The organism is Xanthobacter luteus (genome assembly GCF_040049235.1).
GTDB lineage: Bacteria > Pseudomonadota > Alphaproteobacteria > Rhizobiales > Xanthobacteraceae > Xanthobacter.
Genome location: NZ_JBDZDO010000006.1, coordinates 412,411 through 428,840 on the forward strand (window position 1 = coordinate 412,411; position 16,430 = coordinate 428,840).

General features: G+C 68.1%; 14 protein-coding genes. 11 read left to right on the forward strand and 3 right to left on the reverse strand.

All coding sequences use genetic code 11. The features are described from left to right. Positions 1–58: 58 nt before the first annotated feature. Positions 59–4,243 carry a DNA-directed RNA polymerase subunit beta' gene (gene rpoC / locus ABLE88_RS19350; protein WP_348833345.1) on the forward strand — a complete coding sequence of 1,395 codons (4,185 nt, stop codon included), beginning with the start codon at positions 59–61 and terminating at the stop codon, positions 4,241–4,243. Between the two features lie 398 nt (positions 4,244–4,641). After that, positions 4,642–4,857 (forward strand): hypothetical protein, encoded by a 216-nt coding sequence (locus tag ABLE88_RS19355; protein ID WP_348833346.1) that lies wholly within the window; start codon positions 4,642–4,644, stop codon positions 4,855–4,857. Positions 4,858–4,905: 48 nt separating this feature from the next. On the opposite strand, the gene ABLE88_RS19360 is transcribed toward ABLE88_RS19355, so the two are convergent. Continuing rightward, positions 4,906–6,171 carry a glycoside hydrolase 5 family protein gene (locus tag ABLE88_RS19360; RefSeq protein WP_348833348.1) on the reverse strand — a complete coding sequence of 422 codons (1,266 nt, stop codon included), beginning with the start codon at positions 6,169–6,171 and terminating at the stop codon, positions 4,906–4,908. 430 nt (positions 6,172–6,601) lie between these two features. Between ABLE88_RS19360 and ABLE88_RS19365 the strand changes: the two genes are divergently transcribed. Then, positions 6,602–7,972 carry an NAD(P)H-dependent oxidoreductase gene (locus tag ABLE88_RS19365; RefSeq protein ID WP_348833349.1) on the forward strand — a complete coding sequence of 457 codons (1,371 nt, stop codon included), beginning with the start codon at positions 6,602–6,604 and terminating at the stop codon, positions 7,970–7,972. Positions 7,973–8,149: 177 nt separating this feature from the next. Here the strand turns inward: ABLE88_RS19365 and ABLE88_RS19370 are convergent, their stop codons facing one another. Both ABLE88_RS19370 and ABLE88_RS19375 read right to left on the reverse strand, forming a co-directional pair. Continuing rightward, complete coding sequence (locus ABLE88_RS19370) at positions 8,150–9,304, reverse strand: hypothetical protein (RefSeq protein ID WP_348833350.1); 1,155 nt, start codon at positions 9,302–9,304, stop codon at positions 8,150–8,152. A gap of 269 nt (positions 9,305–9,573) precedes the next feature. Beyond that, on the reverse strand, positions 9,574–9,843 hold the full coding sequence (locus ABLE88_RS19375) for a hypothetical protein (protein ID WP_348833351.1): 270 nt from the start codon (positions 9,841–9,843) through the stop codon (positions 9,574–9,576). A 174-nt stretch (positions 9,844–10,017) separates the two neighbouring features. Here ABLE88_RS19375 and ABLE88_RS19380 point away from each other — a divergent pair, with 174 nt between their 5' ends. From ABLE88_RS19380 to ABLE88_RS19415, 8 genes are all read left to right on the forward strand, one after another. Next, positions 10,018–10,185, forward strand: coding sequence for a hypothetical protein (locus tag ABLE88_RS19380; protein ID WP_348833352.1), 168 nt, complete (start codon positions 10,018–10,020; stop codon positions 10,183–10,185). Then, a complete protein-coding gene (locus tag ABLE88_RS19385; RefSeq protein WP_348833353.1) occupies positions 10,182–10,562 on the forward strand; it encodes a hypothetical protein in 381 nt (126 codons plus the stop codon). Before ABLE88_RS19380 ends, ABLE88_RS19385 begins: the two co-directional genes overlap by 4 nt. Positions 10,563–10,613: 51 nt before the next feature. Then, the gene (locus tag ABLE88_RS19390; RefSeq protein WP_348833354.1) at positions 10,614–12,407 is read left to right on the forward strand and encodes a CocE/NonD family hydrolase; all 1,794 of its coding nucleotides are present in this window, start codon (positions 10,614–10,616) and stop codon (positions 12,405–12,407) included. Positions 12,408–12,418: 11 nt separating this feature from the next. Then, positions 12,419–14,113 (forward strand): NAD-dependent malic enzyme, encoded by a 1,695-nt coding sequence (locus ABLE88_RS19395; RefSeq protein ID WP_348833355.1) that lies wholly within the window; start codon positions 12,419–12,421, stop codon positions 14,111–14,113. A 90-nt stretch (positions 14,114–14,203) separates the two neighbouring features. Next, the gene (locus tag ABLE88_RS19400) at positions 14,204–14,344 is read left to right on the forward strand and encodes a hypothetical protein (RefSeq protein ID WP_348833356.1); all 141 of its coding nucleotides are present in this window, start codon (positions 14,204–14,206) and stop codon (positions 14,342–14,344) included. A 42-nt stretch (positions 14,345–14,386) separates the two neighbouring features. Beyond that, on the forward strand, positions 14,387–14,788 hold the full coding sequence (locus ABLE88_RS19405) for a DUF1398 domain-containing protein (RefSeq protein WP_348833357.1): 402 nt from the start codon (positions 14,387–14,389) through the stop codon (positions 14,786–14,788). A 267-nt stretch (positions 14,789–15,055) separates the two neighbouring features. Continuing rightward, positions 15,056–15,937: an AraC family transcriptional regulator gene (locus tag ABLE88_RS19410; RefSeq protein ID WP_348833358.1), complete on the forward strand. Its 882-nt coding sequence runs from the start codon at positions 15,056–15,058 to the stop codon at positions 15,935–15,937. A gap of 269 nt (positions 15,938–16,206) precedes the next feature. Further along, the coding region (locus tag ABLE88_RS19415) for a helix-turn-helix domain-containing protein (RefSeq protein ID WP_348833359.1) at positions 16,207–16,430 on the forward strand (224 nt) is incomplete at its 3' end.

Sequence of the window (16,430 nt, forward strand, 5' to 3'; positions counted from 1 at the left end):
ACCGGCGCTTCGGCCGGTCGGGCACCAGACACGGCCCACTTCGTTTGGGAGCCAGCTTATGAATCAGGAAATCCTGAACGTCTTCAATCCGACCGTTCCGGCGCCGGCCTTCAACAAGATCCGCATCTCGATCGCCAGCCCGGAGAAGATCCAGTCCTGGTCGTACGGCGAGATCAAGAAGCCCGAGACCATCAACTATCGCACGTTCAAGCCCGAACGCGACGGCCTGTTCTGCGCGCGCATCTTCGGCCCGATCAAGGACTACGAGTGCTTGTGCGGCAAGTACAAGCGCATGAAGTACAAGGGCATCATCTGCGAGAAGTGCGGCGTCGAGGTCACCCTCTCGCGCGTGCGCCGTGAGCGCATGGGCCATATCGAGCTCGCCGCCCCGGTGGCGCACATCTGGTTCCTGAAGTCGCTGCCCTCGCGCATCGGCCTCCTGCTCGACATGACGCTCAAGGATCTCGAGCGCATCCTCTATTTCGAGTACTTCGTCGTGCTGGAGCCGGGCCTGACGCCGCTCAAGTACCGCCAGCTTTTGTCCGAGGACGACTATCTGCGCGCCCAGGACGAGTATGGCGAGGACAGCTTCACCGCCATGATCGGCGCCGAGGCGATCCGCGAGCTGCTGCGCTCCATGGACCTCGAGAAGATCGCCGCCGACCTCAGGGTGGAGATCTCCGAGGCGACCACCGAGCTCAAGCCCAAGAAGCTCGCCAAGCGGCTGAAGATCGTCGAGGCGTTCCAGCAGTCCGGCAACAAGCCGGAATGGATGATCCTGACCCACATTCCGGTGATCCCGCCGGACCTGCGCCCGCTCGTCCCGCTCGACGGCGGCCGGTTCGCGACCTCGGACCTCAATGACCTCTACCGCCGCGTCATCAACCGCAACAACCGCCTCAAGCGGCTGATCGAGCTGCGCGCGCCGGACATCATCATCCGCAACGAGAAGCGCATGCTTCAGGAGGCGGTGGACGCGCTGTTCGACAATGGCCGCCGCGGCCGCGTCATCACCGGCGCCAACAAGCGGCCGCTGAAGTCGCTCGCCGACATGCTCAAGGGCAAGCAGGGCCGGTTCCGCCAGAACCTGCTCGGCAAGCGCGTCGACTATTCCGGCCGCTCGGTGATCGTGGTGGGTCCCGAGCTCAAGCTGCACCAGTGCGGCCTGCCCAAGAAGATGGCGCTCGAGCTGTTCAAGCCCTTCATCTATTCGCGCCTCGACGCCAAGGGCCATTCGGCCACGGTGAAGCAGGCCAAGAAGCTGGTGGAGAAGGAGCGTCCCGAGGTGTGGGACATCCTCGACGAGGTGATCCGCGAGCACCCGGTGATGCTGAACCGCGCGCCGACGCTCCACCGCCTTGGCATCCAGGCGTTCGAGCCGGTGCTGATCGAGGGCAAGGCGATCCAGTTGCACCCGCTGGTCTGCTCGGCCTTCAACGCCGACTTCGACGGCGACCAGATGGCGGTGCACGTCCCGCTCTCGCTGGAAGCCCAGCTGGAAGCGCGCGTGCTGATGATGTCCACCAACAACATCCTGCACCCGGCGAACGGCCAGCCCATCATCGTGCCGTCGCAGGACATCGTGCTGGGGCTCTATTACCTGTCGATCATGCGCGACCACGAGCCCGGCGAGGGCATGATGTTCGCCACCATGAGCGAGATCGACCACGCGCTGAACGCCAAGGCGATCACGCTCGCGACCAAGATCAAGGGCCGGTACATCGGCGTCAACGCCGAGGGCAAGACCTATTCGAAGATCTATGAGACCACGCCCGGCCGCATGAAGATCGGGGAGCTTTTGCCGAAGCACCCGAAGGTTCCCTACGACGTCGTCAACAAGCTGATGACGAAGAAGGAAATCTCCAACATGATCGATACTGTCTACCGCCATTGCGGGCAGAAGGAATCGGTCATCTTCTGCGACCGCATCATGTCGCTCGGCTTCTACAACGCCTTCAAGGCGGGCATCTCCTTCGGCAAGGACGACATGGTCGTGCCGAAGAAGAAGTGGGACCTCGTGGAGGAGACCCGCGCGCTCACCAAGGAATACGAGCAGCAGTACAATGACGGCCTGATCACCCAGGGCGAGAAGTACAACAAGGTGGTCGACGCCTGGGGCAAGTGCACGGACCGCATCGCCGACGAGATGATGAAGGAAATCTCGTCCGTGAAGAAGGACCCGAAGACCGGTCGCGAGAAGCAGATCAACTCGATCTACATGATGAGCCACTCCGGCGCGCGTGGCTCGCCGGCCCAGATGAAGCAGCTCGCGGGCATGCGCGGGCTGATGGCGAAGCCGTCCGGCGAGATCATCGAGAGCCCGATCATCTCGAACTTCAAGGAAGGCCTGACCGTGATGGAGTACTTCAACTCCACCCACGGCGCGCGCAAGGGCCTCGCCGACACCGCGCTGAAGACCGCGAATTCGGGCTACCTCACCCGCCGTCTGGTGGACGTGGCGCAGGATTCCATCATCACCGAGCGCGACTGCGGCTCGCAGAACGGCATCGCCATGCGCGCCATCGTCGACGCCGGCACGGTGGTCGCCTCGCTCGCCTCGCGCGTGCTCGGCCGCACCGCGGTGGAGGACGTGGTGGAGCCGGCCACCGGCGCCATCATCGTGCCCAAGGGCCAGATGATCGAGGAGCCGCAGGCCGAGCGCATCACCAAGAGCGGCATCCAGGAGATCCGCATCCGTTCGGTGCTGACCTGCGAGACCCGCAACGGCGTGTGCGGCACCTGCTACGGGCGCGACCTCGCCCGCGGCACGCCCGTCAATATGGGCGAGGCGGTGGGCGTCATCGCCGCCCAGTCCATCGGCGAGCCGGGCACCCAGCTCACCATGCGCACCTTCCACATCGGCGGCGCGGCGACCCTCGCCGACTCGTCGTTCGTGGAGAGCAACTTCGAGGGCACGGTCAAGATCCGCAACCGCAACGTGGCGCGGAACTCGGACGGCGACCTCGTGGTCATGGCCCGCAACCTCGCGGTGGTGATCCTCGACCATGACGGCACCGAGCGCGCGGTGAACCGCGTGCAGTACGGCGCCCGCCTCAAGGTGGACGAGGGCGACACCATCAAGCGCGGCCAGCGCATCGCCGAGTGGGACCCCTACACCCGTCCCATCCTGTCCGAGGTGGACGGCACGGTGGCCTTCGAGGACCTGGTGGAAGGCGCGTCCATGAACGAGACGGTCGACGAATCGACCGGCATCGCCAAGCGCGTGGTCACCGACAGCCGTTCCGGCCGCGGGCCGGAGCTGCGCCCCGCCATCCTGATCAAGGGCAAGGACGGCAAGATCATCAAGCTGCCGCGCGGCGGCGACGCCCGCTATGCGCTGCCGGTGGAGGCCATTCTCTCGGCCGACCCGAACCAGCACATCAAGGCCGGCGACGCCGTTGCCCGCGTGCCCATGGAGAGCGCCAAGACGCGCGACATCACGGGCGGCCTGCCGCGCGTGGCGGAGCTGTTCGAGGCGCGCCGGCCCAAGGACGCGGCGATCATCGCCGAGATCTCCGGCACCATCCGCTTCGGCCGCGACTACAAGAACAAGCGCCGGCTCTCCATCGAGCCGTCGGACGGCGGGGATCCGGTAGAGTACCTGATCCCGAAGGGCAAGCACATCCATCTCCAGGACGGCGACGTGGTGGAGAAGGGCGACTTCATCGTCGACGGCAACCCGGCGCCGCACGACATCCTGGCGATCAAGGGCGTGGAAGAGCTCGCCGCCTTCCTCGTCAACGAGATCCAGGAGGTCTACCGGCTGCAGGGCGTGAACATCAACGACAAGCACATCGAAGTGATTGTCCGCAACATGCTGCAGAAGGTGGAGATCGACGATTCGGGGGAGACCGACTTCCTCGACAACGAGCAGGTGGACCGCCTCGAATTCATCGAGGCGAACGAGAAGGCTGCCGAAGAGGGCAAGAAGCCCGCCACCGGCCATCCCGTGCTGCTGGGCATCACCAAGGCCAGCCTGCAGACCCGCTCGTTCTTCTCGGCGGCCTCCTTCCAGGAGACCACCCGCGTGCTCACCGAGGCCGCCGTCAATGGCAAGGTGGACCCGCTGGAGGGCCTCAAGGAGAACGTCATCGTCGGCCGCCTGATCCCGGCCGGCACCGGCGCGCAGATGAACAAGCTGCGCTCCATCGCCAACAGCCGCGACGACCTCATCGTCGCCACCCGCGACGAGCAGACCGACGGTCAGGCCCTGGTCGAAGGTCCGGCTCCCGTCGCCGAGTGATCGGGGCGCAAGCCGCCCCGCCGGAACGAGAAGGGCCGCCGAGAGGCGGCCCTTTTTGCTGCGCGGGTGCGGGCGCGTCCCCCCGACCGGCTCCGAAGCGCCGCGGGAAAACGGTTTCCCATTTGTGCTCGCGCGGATGTGATCGCGCGCGCCGGCGCCAAACGCCTGCCCTCACGTTGTCCCATGGCAGCGTTTGCCGTTCGGTCACAGGCAATTAGGTGGTCGTGGCCGGATCACGGTCCGGAACGGGGTGAAAAAAGTCAGTCGACAAACCTTCCGGGGGGCGTGCGTTGGCTGACCAGCTTGCTAGAGTTTCTTCAAGAATAGATCGAGTGGCCACACCGTAGCTGCTCTGGGAGGAACGATTGGCATTTCATCCTGATGGCGGAACGCATCCGGTGGCTCGGCAGGCCGGTGTGCGCCGCGAGGACGCCGACAATTTGAGCGCGCTCGCCACCCTCGTGGTGGCGTTCGCCTGCGGCATTTCGGGGCTTCTGATGGGCCTGTGCATCGCGGTCTCTCCGCTGCGCGGCCTCGCGTTCGTATTCGGCGCCGTTCTGGCCGGCGGCACCGTCTGGTTTGCGCGCGACCTCATGGAGGCCCTGCGCCGCTGAGCGCCCGGGCCCACCGGGCACGCAGCCTGAAGCGGGCGGGTGCCCGCTTCAGCGCACCTCGAACGGCAGGTTGGCGGTGGCGGCCGCCCCGCGTCCGTCGCGCACATAGGCGAGCACCCGGTAGCGTCCGGCCGGCAGGCCATGGATGCGCGCCCCGGTCGCGGCGCCGTCCATGAGCGCCTCGGGAAAAGCGGGCGGCACCGGTTCCGGATCGCCGCCGACGCTCTTCGCCGCGGTCTCGGCCATCACCTGCCATTCCACCCGCAAGGGGTCCCCGTCCGGATCGGTGGCGGCGAGCAGGGCGCGCAGGTCGGTGCCTGCGGGTGCGCTGTCGGCGCCGCCCAAGCGGAACGACAGGATGCGCGGCGCGCGATTGCCCGATCCCCCCGGCACCCGGCCGCCCCAGGCTTCGGCCATGGCCTCGACCGATTCCGTCCACTCTCCGGTGGGGGTCAGCAGCGAGTACCAGGTGGGCGTCACCTCCTGCTTCTGGCCCCACAGGAACGGCAGCGCGCCCGCGGCCGCGTGCTCGGCGGCCGCCAGATAGCGGCGCAGCCGGTCGGCCTTCTGGGAGGAGGTGGGCTCCAGCCGCGCGCCCCACGGCGTGAGCGGGGCATCCCAATGGCCCTGCGCGCCCATCTCGGTGAGCAGCAGCGGGCCGCTCCAGCCCTCCGCTCTGGCGCGGGACGGCGCGGAGAGGGCCCCCTCGCCATAGGAATTGACGCCCAGCACGTCGATGGCGGGGGCAAGCCGCTTGAGGTCCGCAACCTTGGTCCCGCCCAGCTCCGCCACCACCGCCATGGTGGGGTGCTGGCCGTCCAGCACCTTCACCAGGGCCGCGGCCTCGCCGACCGCCGCGAAGGCGGCGAGCACGCTCTCGCGGTCCGCCTCCACCTCGACCTCGTTGCCGATGCCCCACATCAGCAGCGCCGGATGGCTGCGATAGCGTTCCACCATACGCCGCAGAGCGGCGAGCTGGCCCTCCACCGCGGTGCGGTTGCCATAATCGAAGCCGAGCCGCGGATGGCCCATCCAGAAGCCGACGATCACCTTGAGGCCGTTGCGCTGGGCGGCGTCCAGCGTCTCCCCCGGATCCTCGCCATAGGTGCGCACCACGTTTGCGCCCAGCGCCTTGAGGTCGGCAAACCGCGTCCTGCCGCTCGCGCCGCGGGGCAAAAACGGACGGCCGTCCACGAGGATGTCCCGTCCCTGGATGGCGACCTGGGAGGCGGATGCGGCCGTGGGGGCCATGGCAGCGAGGATCACGGGGGCGAGCACGAGCAGGGCGGCGAGGCTGGGGCGCGAGAGGTGCACGGCAAGGGACCTGGATGGAAGCACCGTTGGGAACGGCATCGGTGAGACGGGCAGGGCGTCGCGGATGCGTCGCACCATCATGGGCCCAAGGCAAGGGCGGCACCATGAACTTGTGCTTGGTCCGGTGCTCCTGAACCGGACGTGCGGCGCAGGCCGCGCCGGCGCGCGCCCGCCGCCGGGTCGGGCCGCCGGCCCTCGGGCCTTTCGGGGCCGTCTCCCCGCCGCGCGAAACCGCTTCGGAGCCGCGCAGGCCTGCCTGCGCCCCCGACAGGTTGGACAAGTGGGCCATCTTGAATTTAGAGGGCGATTCACCGGGCGGATTGAGTCAATCTGCGCGGGCCGCGCTCCGAGGGCGGCCGCCATGCGCCGGAACGACGCGCCTTGAAAGACCGGCCCCCCTGGGGCGGCACGAGACAGGAGAGGATGCCCCATGAATCTCGCCCGCAAGCTCAAGGCGCGTGCCGCCGAGGGCCGCCCGGTCCGCGTTGGTCTCATCGGCGCCGGCAAGTTCGGCTCCATGTTCCTGTCGCAGGTGCGCACCACGCCGGGCATGCATCTTCTCGGCATCGCCGACCTCTCGCGCGAGCGGGCGGTGGCGGCGCTCACCGCCACCGGATGGGACACCCAGGCCGCCCTCGCGCGCGACTTTGACGAAGCGCGGCGCACCGGGCGCACGGTGGTGACCGAGGATGCCGGCGCCCTCATCGCCGCCGACGGGCTGGAGGTGATCGTCGATGCCACCGGCAGCCCCGCCGCCGGCCTGCGCCATGCCCTCTCGGCCATCGCCCACGGGCGTCACGTGGTGATGGTGACGGTGGAGGCGGACGTGCTCGCCGGCCCGCTGGTGGCCGAGCGGGCGCGCCAGGCCGGGGTGGTCTATGCGGCCGCCTTCGGCGACCAGCCGGCGCTGGTGTGCGACATGGTGGACTGGGCCGAGGCCTGCGGCTTCCGCGTGGTGGCGGCCGGCAAGGGCACGCGGCATCTTCCGGCGTTCCACGGCTCCACGCCCGACACGGTGTGGGACAACCTCGCCATCCCGGTGGAGATGGCGCAGGCGGGCGGCATGAACCCGCAGATGTTCAACTCCTTCGTGGACGGCACCAAGTCCGCCATCGAGATGGCCGCGATCTCCAACATGACCGGCCTGCGCGCCCCGCGCGACGGCCTGCTGTTCCCGCCCTGCGGCGTCGACGATCTGCCGCGCGTGCTGCGTCCGCGCGAGGAGGGCGGCATCCTGGAGGAGAAGGGCATGGTGGAGGTGGTCTCCTCCCTGGAGCTGGACGGCCGCCCGGTGTTCCGCGACCTCAGGTGGGGCGTCTATGTGGTCATCGAGGCCGACCCCTCGCGCAGCGGCGACTATGCCCGGCGCTGCTTCAAGGAATACGGCATGGTGACCGACCCCTCCGGCCGCTACACCGCGCTCTACCGACCCTATCACATGATCGGCCTGGAGCTCGGCATCTCGGTCGCCGCGGCGGCGCTGCGCGGCGAGGCGACGGGCTCCGCCATCGGCTTCTTCTCGGACGTCGCCGCCACCGCCAAGCGCGATCTGCCCGCCGGCACGGTGCTGGACGGGGAGGGCGGCTACACGGTCTATGGGCGCATCCTGCGGGCCGAGGACTCGCTCGCCCGCGGCGCCCTCCCCATTGGTCTCGCGCACCACGTGACGCTCAGGAATGCCGTGAAGGCGGGCGAGACCGTCGCCTGGTCCGACGTGGAGATCGCCGACGGCGAGGCGGTGCGCCTGCGGCGCGAGATGGAGCGCATGTTCCGGCCCCAGGGCGAGCGGCTCAGCGCGTGAGCCGCTCGAAGAAACCGGAGCGATCCGAGAAGGGCGGTTTCGCGGGCGTTCAGCGACGCCTTCGGGGCCGGGATCAGGAAAAAGGCATCCCTCCCCAGGCGCGGCAACCGCCGGCCCAAGCATTCCATGCCCCACCCAGGCGTTTGGACGCTCCGTCTCCAGCTCACGCCAACGGCCTTAGTCCATCAGACGCGAGAGCTCGCCTGCCACCTCCGCGGCGGTCTGCCGGAGGCGTTTCAGCGTCTGCACGGTTCCCCTCGCACCATTTTCGCCGAGGAAGAACATGTGGTTGCCCGGCAGCGTCGCGCTCAGGCGCGGGGCGGCGTCCCGGACGTGCGCGACCAGCATTGCCCACGTCTCGGGGGCAAGCGCGGCGAGCTTGTCGGCCCGCGAGAAGACGAGAGCTTCGCAAAGCTGCTGGGTGATGTAGACGCCCCATGTGGCGCGGTCCGTGAGGGCGTGCCGGGCGTCGACTTGCGCGGCGTGCGTCATCAAGGCGAGCGGCGGAAAGGCGCGGTACTGCGCGGCGCCGACCTCGCGCGCGTCTTCGGCAGGATCGGAGACGAAAGCGCCGTTCCTATAGCGCATGGCCGAGGCCGCCAGCCCGACCGGGAAATCGCCGGTCATCTCGCGCGTGAACGTGTCGCCATCGAGCACCGAATGGCCGGCAGTCACGTTCTGATTTGCGAGGCAGTGGAGCAGCCAGTCGAGATAGGCGCCCTTGATCGCGGCAAGGCCGCTTTCGGCCGGCTTCATGTGGTCGAGGCCGGGCAGCGTATTGGGCAGCGCCGAAGCGGCCGCCATGGCGACGAAAAGCTCGATGCCCTTGCCCTTCCCGCGCAGCGCGGCATGAAGCGGCTCCGCAATCCGCCCCGCCATGCTCCAGCCGAGGACGATGGCGTTTGCCGGCAGACCATTGTGGTCCAGGTAACGGGCAATGATCTCGGCGCTCTGCTGCGCCCAGTCCGTCATTGAAAAGTGCGGGAATGCGGCGTCGAACACACCCCCGTTGGCGATGGGATAGGACAGGACCAGCGAGGAGAAGCCTTCCTCGTGCAGCCAATGGCAGAGGAAATCGGCGGCCCGGCCGCCGGGCGGTCCGTAGGCGACGCGACCGAGCACCCCTCCGCCCGTGACGAACACCACGAGGGGCAGGTCCGGTCGGCCGGCCTCGAACCGCACCAGGGCCGGATAGCCGGCCGCCTCGGTCAACGCCTCGCGGGGATAGAGCATGTGGGATCTCGCTTGAGCTTGCGCCGGGGGGCGCCACGTCGCGGCCAAGGCCGCGCCGAGCATCGCCAACTGACGACGATTGAGGTCGTAGGCAACCAACTTCCAATGCCTCCATGCGGCTGGGGGGTCTAGCCAGCCGGCTTTCCGACGCCGGTCAGCCGAGGTTGACGTGCTTGCCCCGGAAGGCGGCGATCTCCGCCGGACGGGTGGGCTCGAATGATTCAGACATGGTCTTCCTCTCTCGGGCGCCGGTCTGGTGCCCGGTCGCAAATCGATGGAACGGAGCCTACCCAGCCGGCCCGGACGATTCATCGTCAGAACTGGCGATCCGGGACCCGAGGCGCCCCGGAGGGTGCCTGAAGGACCTTTCAGCGCATCGGCGGCACCAGCGCCCCGAGGGTCGCCATGGTGCGCTCGAAGTCGCGCAGGTTTTCCGCTTCCGACTTGCCCAGGATCGCGCGGATCTGGCTGCGGACGGTCATGAGCGAGACCCCGCGTCCGCGCGCCACGTCCTCGGCGCTGGCGCCGCCGGTGCGCGCGACCGCGACCTCCGCCACGACCGCGCCGCTGCGCGAGGTTACCCGCATCGCGCCGCCGGTGCCTCCCGACGTGGCGGAGGCCACGAGCCGACGGAGCACGCCGGCCTCCTCGCGGGACATGGCGGTGAGGTAGACGCCGCTGCTGGCATTGGGGCCGGCAAGCCCTCCCTCATCGAGGTCGTCACTGTCTGGCCGCCGGCCTGACCGTCCGGCTCTTCTCTTGGCGCCGGCCCCACGCCTTACGTAAAGCGGAGCGGTTGTCATGGATGCGTCATGTCCTGGCGCGCCCACGCGCCTAACTCACCGCCGCCGCCGGCACCCCTCAACCAGATGGACCTGTGGTCGAGCCAGGGCCTGTTCATCTGGCGCGTGCCGGTCGCCGCCAAATTCAAGCTGCTGGCCCTGCGCGACGCGGCCCGCACCGAGGGGGACCAGCCGTGAGCACCGCCGATTTCGTCGAGAAAAATTACGAGCGCATCGCCACCGATCCCGACTATCGCGCCAAGCTCATCGCCGACCCGGTCGGGGTGGTCTGCGCGGAATTCGGCTACACGCCGGCGCCGGATTTCAAGATCGAAATCGTCGAGCAGGTGGAAGACACCATCATTATCATGGTCCCGCCGAAGCCCGAGGCCGAGCCCGGCATTGAGATAGTCCTCGAACGGGCGCTCGCCGAGGTGACCGAACGGGTCTTCGACCTCCTGTTTTCATCGGGCGTCGGCGGCTTCTTCATTCCGGACGACAAGCAGAAATGGGTCGTGCGCGAGACGCGTCTGGCGGCGCAGAAGAAGACCGGCCTCGATATTTCACAATTATAGGTGCCGCCACGGCGCGTTCGTGACAACGTGGGGCAGGAACGGGGGGCGGGCATGGCGGCCGAAGGCGTGAAGGCGGGCGTCTGGGACAATCTCATCGCGCCGAAGGGCGGCCTGTTCGGCATGCAGCTGGCGGGCTGGACGCCGGGTCCGCCGGCGAAGTCGGGGCTCGGCTGCCGCATCCTCGCCGACCAGATGATCGAGGTCGCGCCCGCAATCGCGCTCGCGGCCGATGTCTATGTGCCGAAGAAAGCCGGCCGCTGGCCGGCGGTCATCGCCTTCGCCGCCTATTCCAAGGAATTGCAGGCCGCCGGCGTTCCCGCCGGCAACAACGAGACCGGCAGCCCGCCCATCTTCACCGACCGCGGCTATGCCCATGTGATCGTCACGCGCCGCGGCATGGGCCGCTCGGGCGGGGCGGACGCGGTCTATCTCAACGACACCGACGTGGCGGACCACGCGAAGGTCATCCAATGGGCGGCTGCCCAGCCCTGGTGCGACGGGCAGGTGGTCTTGTTCGGCACCTCCTATTACGGGCTGACCCAGCCGCAGGTGGCGCGGCTTCGCCCGCCGGCCCTGAAGGGCTTCTTCACCAACGAGATGTGCACCGACTTCTTCCGCCACATCGCCATGTTCGGCGGCGCGCCGCAGCCGGATTTCTTCGCGCTGTGGATGGGGGCGAACTTCACGCCGCTCCAGTTCCGGCTGCACCTGCCGCCGCTCCTGCGGGCGGTGGCGAGCCACGTCTTCAACTCGCCCCTGAAGCATCTGTGGTGGCCGCTGCTGAAGAAGCGCATGACGCGGATCATGGCGGCCTTCCGGCGCATGACCCCGACGCGCCGGACGCGGGAGCTGTTCGCCGGCCTCATGCTCGACGGCAAGACCCGGGCGACGAGCGTTTTGCCCGCCGGGCCGTCCGGCGCGCTCGACGACATCAAGGTGCCGTTCGTGGCGGTGCAGAATGCCGGCTATCTCAACCTGCACCAGTTCGGCGCCTATGACCTGTTCGAGAATGCCGGCACGCCCAAGGATAGGCGCTGGCTCATCGTCGGACCGGCGAGCTACAACCTGCCGGTCTATGCTTGGCAGCTGGAGGCGCTCGCCTTCTTCGACCATCTCGTCTACGGCGCCGACAACGGCTATGCCGCGCAGCCGCGGGTGCGATACTGGACGGAAGGGACGAAGGACTTCCGCAGCGCGTCGGACTGGCCGCTGCCCGGCAGCGTTCCGCTGCGCCTCTACCCGGCCTCCGGCGGCGCGGATGCCGACGCGCATTGCCTCCACCGCGCGCCGGGCGAGGCCGGCGCGAACCGCTGGGCGGCGGTGCCGCTGGGCGCCATCGTCACGGCGGGCTTCGAGGAGGTGGAGACCCAGCGCCTGACCTTCGAGATGCCGGTGGACGAGGAGACGGAGCTCACCGGCCCCGTGACGCTGAGCCTGTCCTTCAGCTGCAATGAGATCGATTCCTACGTGGTGGCGCGCATTGGCGTGGTCGCGGCTGACGGCGCCTACCAGATCCTCTCCATGGGGGCGATCCGCCCCGCCTGTCGCAGGATCGACGAAGCCCGCTCCACCGCGACCGAGATCGCCATCGACATCGACACGCCGGAGCCCCTCACCCCCGGCGTGCCTGTGACGCTGCGCTTCAGCCTCACGCCGCAGCCGGTGGTGCTGAAGCCCGGCGAGCGGCTCGTCCTCGACATCGCCAGCCGCACCGATCTCCTGCGCAGCGACGTGAGCCACGGGCACGCCCAGTTCGACATGCCGGTGCCGCCCTATTATTCGCGCAACACGCTGCATTACGGGCCGGACACCTTCATCGAGCTGTGGCACATGGGGGCGGGGTAGGAGCGATTGTCATGCCTGAAGCGGCCTCGCCGTCCATCGCCACCGCGCTGAGCGGATACGAATTGCTGGCCGACCCGCAGCTCAACAAGGGCACGGCCTTCTCGGAGGCCGAGCGCGACGCCTTCCATCTGCACGGCTTGCTGCCGCCGCACGTCTCCACCCTGGAGGAGCAGATCTCGCGCGCGCTCCAGTCGCTGCGCCAGTTCGAGACCGATCTCGAGCGCTATGCCTTCCTGCGCGAGCTGCAGGACATCAACGAGACCCTGTTCTACGCGACGCTGGTCGGGAACCTGGAAGAGCTGCTGCCCATCGTCTACACGCCCACCGTCGGCGCCGGCTGCCAGCAATTCAGCCGCCTCTACCACAAGCCGCGCGGGCTTTTCCTCAGCATTCCGCACCAGTCACGGCTCGACCAGATCTTCGCGCAGCCGCGCTTCGACGCCGTGGAGGCGATCGTGGTGACCGACGGGGAACGCATCCTCGGGCTGGGCGACCAGGGGGCGGGCGGCATGGGCATCCCCATCGGCAAGCTCGCGCTCTACTCCGGCTGCGGCGGCCTGCATCCCGCGACGACTTTGCCGATCATGCTTGATGTCGGGACGGACAATGCCGACTGCCTCGCCGATCCGCTCTATGTGGGATGGCGCCACGCGCGGGTGCGGGGCCAGGAGTATGACGACTTCATCGAGGCCTTCGTCGCGGCGGTCATCCGGCGCTGGCCCAACGTCCTGCTGCAATGGGAGGATTTCGCCAAGGCCAATGCGACGCGCCTGCTGGAGCGCTATCGCGACCGGCTCTGCACCTTCAACGACGACGTGCAGGGCACGGCCGCGGTGGCGACCGGTACCTTGCTGGCGGCGGTGAACGTCACCGGCGTGCCGCTGACCGCGCAGCGGGTGGCGGTGTTCGGCGCCGGCTCGGCCGGCTGCGGCATCGCCGGCCTGATCCGCGCCGCCATGGGCGATGCCGGCCTGTCGGAGCGCGAGGCGGCGGCGCGCTTCTTCATGGTGGATCGCGACGGGCTCCTCGTCGAAGGCATGGGTGGCCTCGCGTCCTTCCAGGCGCCCTTCGCGCAGGACCGGGCGGCGATCGCCGGCTGGACCCTCGAGCGCCCCGGCACGATCGGGCTCCTCGATGTGGTGCGCAACGCGCGGCCGACCGTGCTGATCGGCGTCTCCGGCCAGCCGGGCGCCTTCGACGCGCCGGTGGTCCGCGCCATGGCGCAATGCAACGAGCGGCCGGTGATCTTTCCGCTGTCCAACCCCACCTCGCGGGCGGAGGCGACGCCGGCGGACATCGAGGCCTGGACCGGCGGGCGGGCGCTGATGGGTGTCGGCAGCCCGTTCCCCCCGCTGATGCGCGACGGGGTGCGCTGCAAGGTGGACCAGACCAACAATTCCTACATCTTTCCCGGAATGGGCCTCGGTGTTCTGGCGGTCGGCGCGCGCCGCGTCAGCGATGGCATGTTCATGGCGGCGGCCAAGGCGCTGGCCCGTTCGTCGCCGGCGCGCGACAATCCGCGGCACAATCTGTTGCCCCCGGTCAGCGCGCTGCGCGAAGTGGCGGCAGAGGTCGCCCTCGCGGTCGCGCTGCAGGCGCATAAGGAAGGCCGGACGACCGGCGTGACGGTGGATCAAATCGAGGAGCGCATCCGCGCCAAGATATGGACGCCGCATTACGTTCCGATCGCGGCCAAGAGGATCTAGCCGGCGGCCACATGCCCGGGCCGGGCCGATCGACCACGGGGTTCAGCTCATGGGCGGACCGCGTCCAGTCTACCGACAAATCCCTCGCAGATGGCCCGCACCACCGCAGGATCGGCGAATTCCTCCACATACACGATGTTCGCGATCAAGGTGGACGAGCACGAAACGCTCGACCGTGTCCTGAGGATACTCGCCGAACGGCGCGAGCTGAAAGCAACCCCGGTGGACTGAACCTGCCGGTCACCCGCAACATTGAAAAGAAGGAAGACCGCCATGGACGCGGAACGGATTTCCGTTGCCGAAACCTGCCTTAGCGCCGCTCACGACGGAAGCCTGAGCTTTCCGGAGATTGTCGGCACGCTGATCGCCACCGGTTTCGAGGGCTACACGGTCGACTATCGCCGCAACAGCCAGACCAACTATCTGCCCGACGGCGACAGCGTAACGATGGACATGCGGCCTTCCGCCGGCCACGTCGCCGCTGCCTTCGATGCCACCGAGGTCGAGCGCCTGGTGCGATGGGCGCAGGCGAAGCCCGCCGACTACAGCTACGTTGCTTTCTGCGAGAAGGCGAAAGCCGCCGGTTGCGCGGGATACCTCGTCTCGTTCCTGGGCCGCCGCGTCGTCTATTTCGGCCGGACCGCCGAGATCCATGTTGAGCTCTTCCCAAGGTGAGGGGCCGGTCATGACGCCTCGCGGATTATGATCGGCGGCCTTGCATATTTCGTCTTCTGCTTTCAGCGCCTGACTTGCGGCATCCGCCTGCATGGATTCCAGACCGATTCAGCACCACAAATGAAGCGTCCGGGCCGGTCGCGGCCATGCCGTCACGGCCGGTGATCGCGAGCGATGGGATTCCGTTGATCCCTGCCAAACCGCAAGATCGGTCGAGCGCCCCTTCGCCGCGAGCGCCAAATTGGCATGGCCATGGAGGAAGGAACGATGAGGGCGGCGCTGCAAACCTATCATGCCCGGATGCAGCGGGTGCTGGACTACATCGACCAGCATCTCGACGTTGATCTGGACCTGGACACGGTGAGCGGCGTTGCGGCCTTCTCAAGATATCATTTCCACCGGCAGTTCACGGCGATCTTCGGGTTGTCCGTGCATCGCTATGTCCAGCTCGCCCGCATGAAGCGTGCTTCCTACCGGCTGGCCTACAGGGACGCCCAAAACGTCACGGAGATAGCGATGGATGCCGGGTATGACGCGCCGGATGCCTTCGCCCGCGCCTTTCGGCAACGGTTCGGGCAATCGCCTTCGTCGTTCCGAAAATCTCCCGATTGGGAGCTGTGGCTTGCGGCCTTCGGGCCTCTCGACAACGCGAGGAGCAAGCTCATGCAGAAGACCTTTACCACGGACGACGTGACGATCCGCGATGTGCCCCCGACGCCGGTGGCGATCATGGAGCATCGGGGCGACCCGGCGACGCTCGGCGCCACCATCCAGCGGTTCATCGCCTGGCGCACCGCCGCCGGCCTGCACCCCAAGACAAACCCGACCTTCAACGTCTGGCGGTCCGAGCGGCGTCCTGCCTCGCCTGCCGACTATAGCGTCGACCTGTGTGTCGGGATCGACCGACCGATCGAGGCGAAGGGCGAAGAGATCAAAGCCGGCGAGATCCCCGGCGGACGGTGTGCGGTGTTGCGCGTCGTCGGCTACACCGACAATCTGGAGCCCTCCGCGCTCTATCTTTATCGCGACTGGCTGCCGGCCAGCGGCGAGGAGGCCCGCGATTTCCCGCTCTATTGCCAGCGGCTGAGCTTCTTCCCGGAGGTGCCGGAGCATGAGGCCGTCGCGGACCTGTTCTTGCCGCTGAAATAGCGGGCTCGGACGGCGGCCTGTCCATGCCGCCAGCCGGCAGCGGACGGGCCGTTGTGCGTCATCTCTCTAGGCGATGCGGCCGGGCGTCGTCTGCCGGACCGGCGCATCGCCCCGGCCGGCCGTGTGTTCGTCGCGGCAGGCGACGATGACGCGGGCAACCGGCGCGGTTCGCGCGGCGCCGATGGCGGACCTGTTCCTGCACGGGGTGGCTTGACCCAGTTTCATAACATTCATTATATAAAGAACGTTATGAAATGAGGTCCCCGGAAATGGCCCGCCCGCGCACCTTCGACGAAGACCGTCTCCTGACCGGGGCGATGCATGTGTTCCGCCGCCGGGGCTTTGCCGCCAGTTCGGTGCGCGATCTGGAGGAGGCGACCGGCATGACGTCCGGAAGCCTCTACAACAGCTATCGCGACAAGCGGGGCCTCTTCGAGGCCGCATCCGCCCACTACAACCGGACGGTGCTCGCCCGCCGCATCGCGGATCATGC

Bases quoted from the DNA above. Each gene is read 5' to 3' on its own strand.
- ABLE88_RS19365 (WP_348833349.1), top strand. From the start codon at position 6,602: ATGAATCTCGCCCGCAAGCTCAAGGCGCGTGCCGCCGAGGGCCGCCCG.
- ABLE88_RS19380 (WP_348833352.1), top strand. From the start codon at position 10,018: ATGTCCTGGCGCGCCCACGCGCCTAACTCACCGCCGCCGCCGGCACCC.
- rpoC (WP_348833345.1), top strand. From the start codon at position 59: ATGAATCAGGAAATCCTGAACGTCTTCAATCCGACCGTTCCGGCGCCG.
- ABLE88_RS19390 (WP_348833354.1), top strand. From the start codon at position 10,614: ATGGCGGCCGAAGGCGTGAAGGCGGGCGTCTGGGACAATCTCATCGCG.
- ABLE88_RS19400 (WP_348833356.1), top strand. From the start codon at position 14,204: ATGGCCCGCACCACCGCAGGATCGGCGAATTCCTCCACATACACGATG.
- ABLE88_RS19395 (WP_348833355.1), top strand. From the start codon at position 12,419: ATGCCTGAAGCGGCCTCGCCGTCCATCGCCACCGCGCTGAGCGGATAC.
- ABLE88_RS19410 (WP_348833358.1), top strand. From the start codon at position 15,056: ATGAGGGCGGCGCTGCAAACCTATCATGCCCGGATGCAGCGGGTGCTG.
- ABLE88_RS19405 (WP_348833357.1), top strand. From the start codon at position 14,387: ATGGACGCGGAACGGATTTCCGTTGCCGAAACCTGCCTTAGCGCCGCT.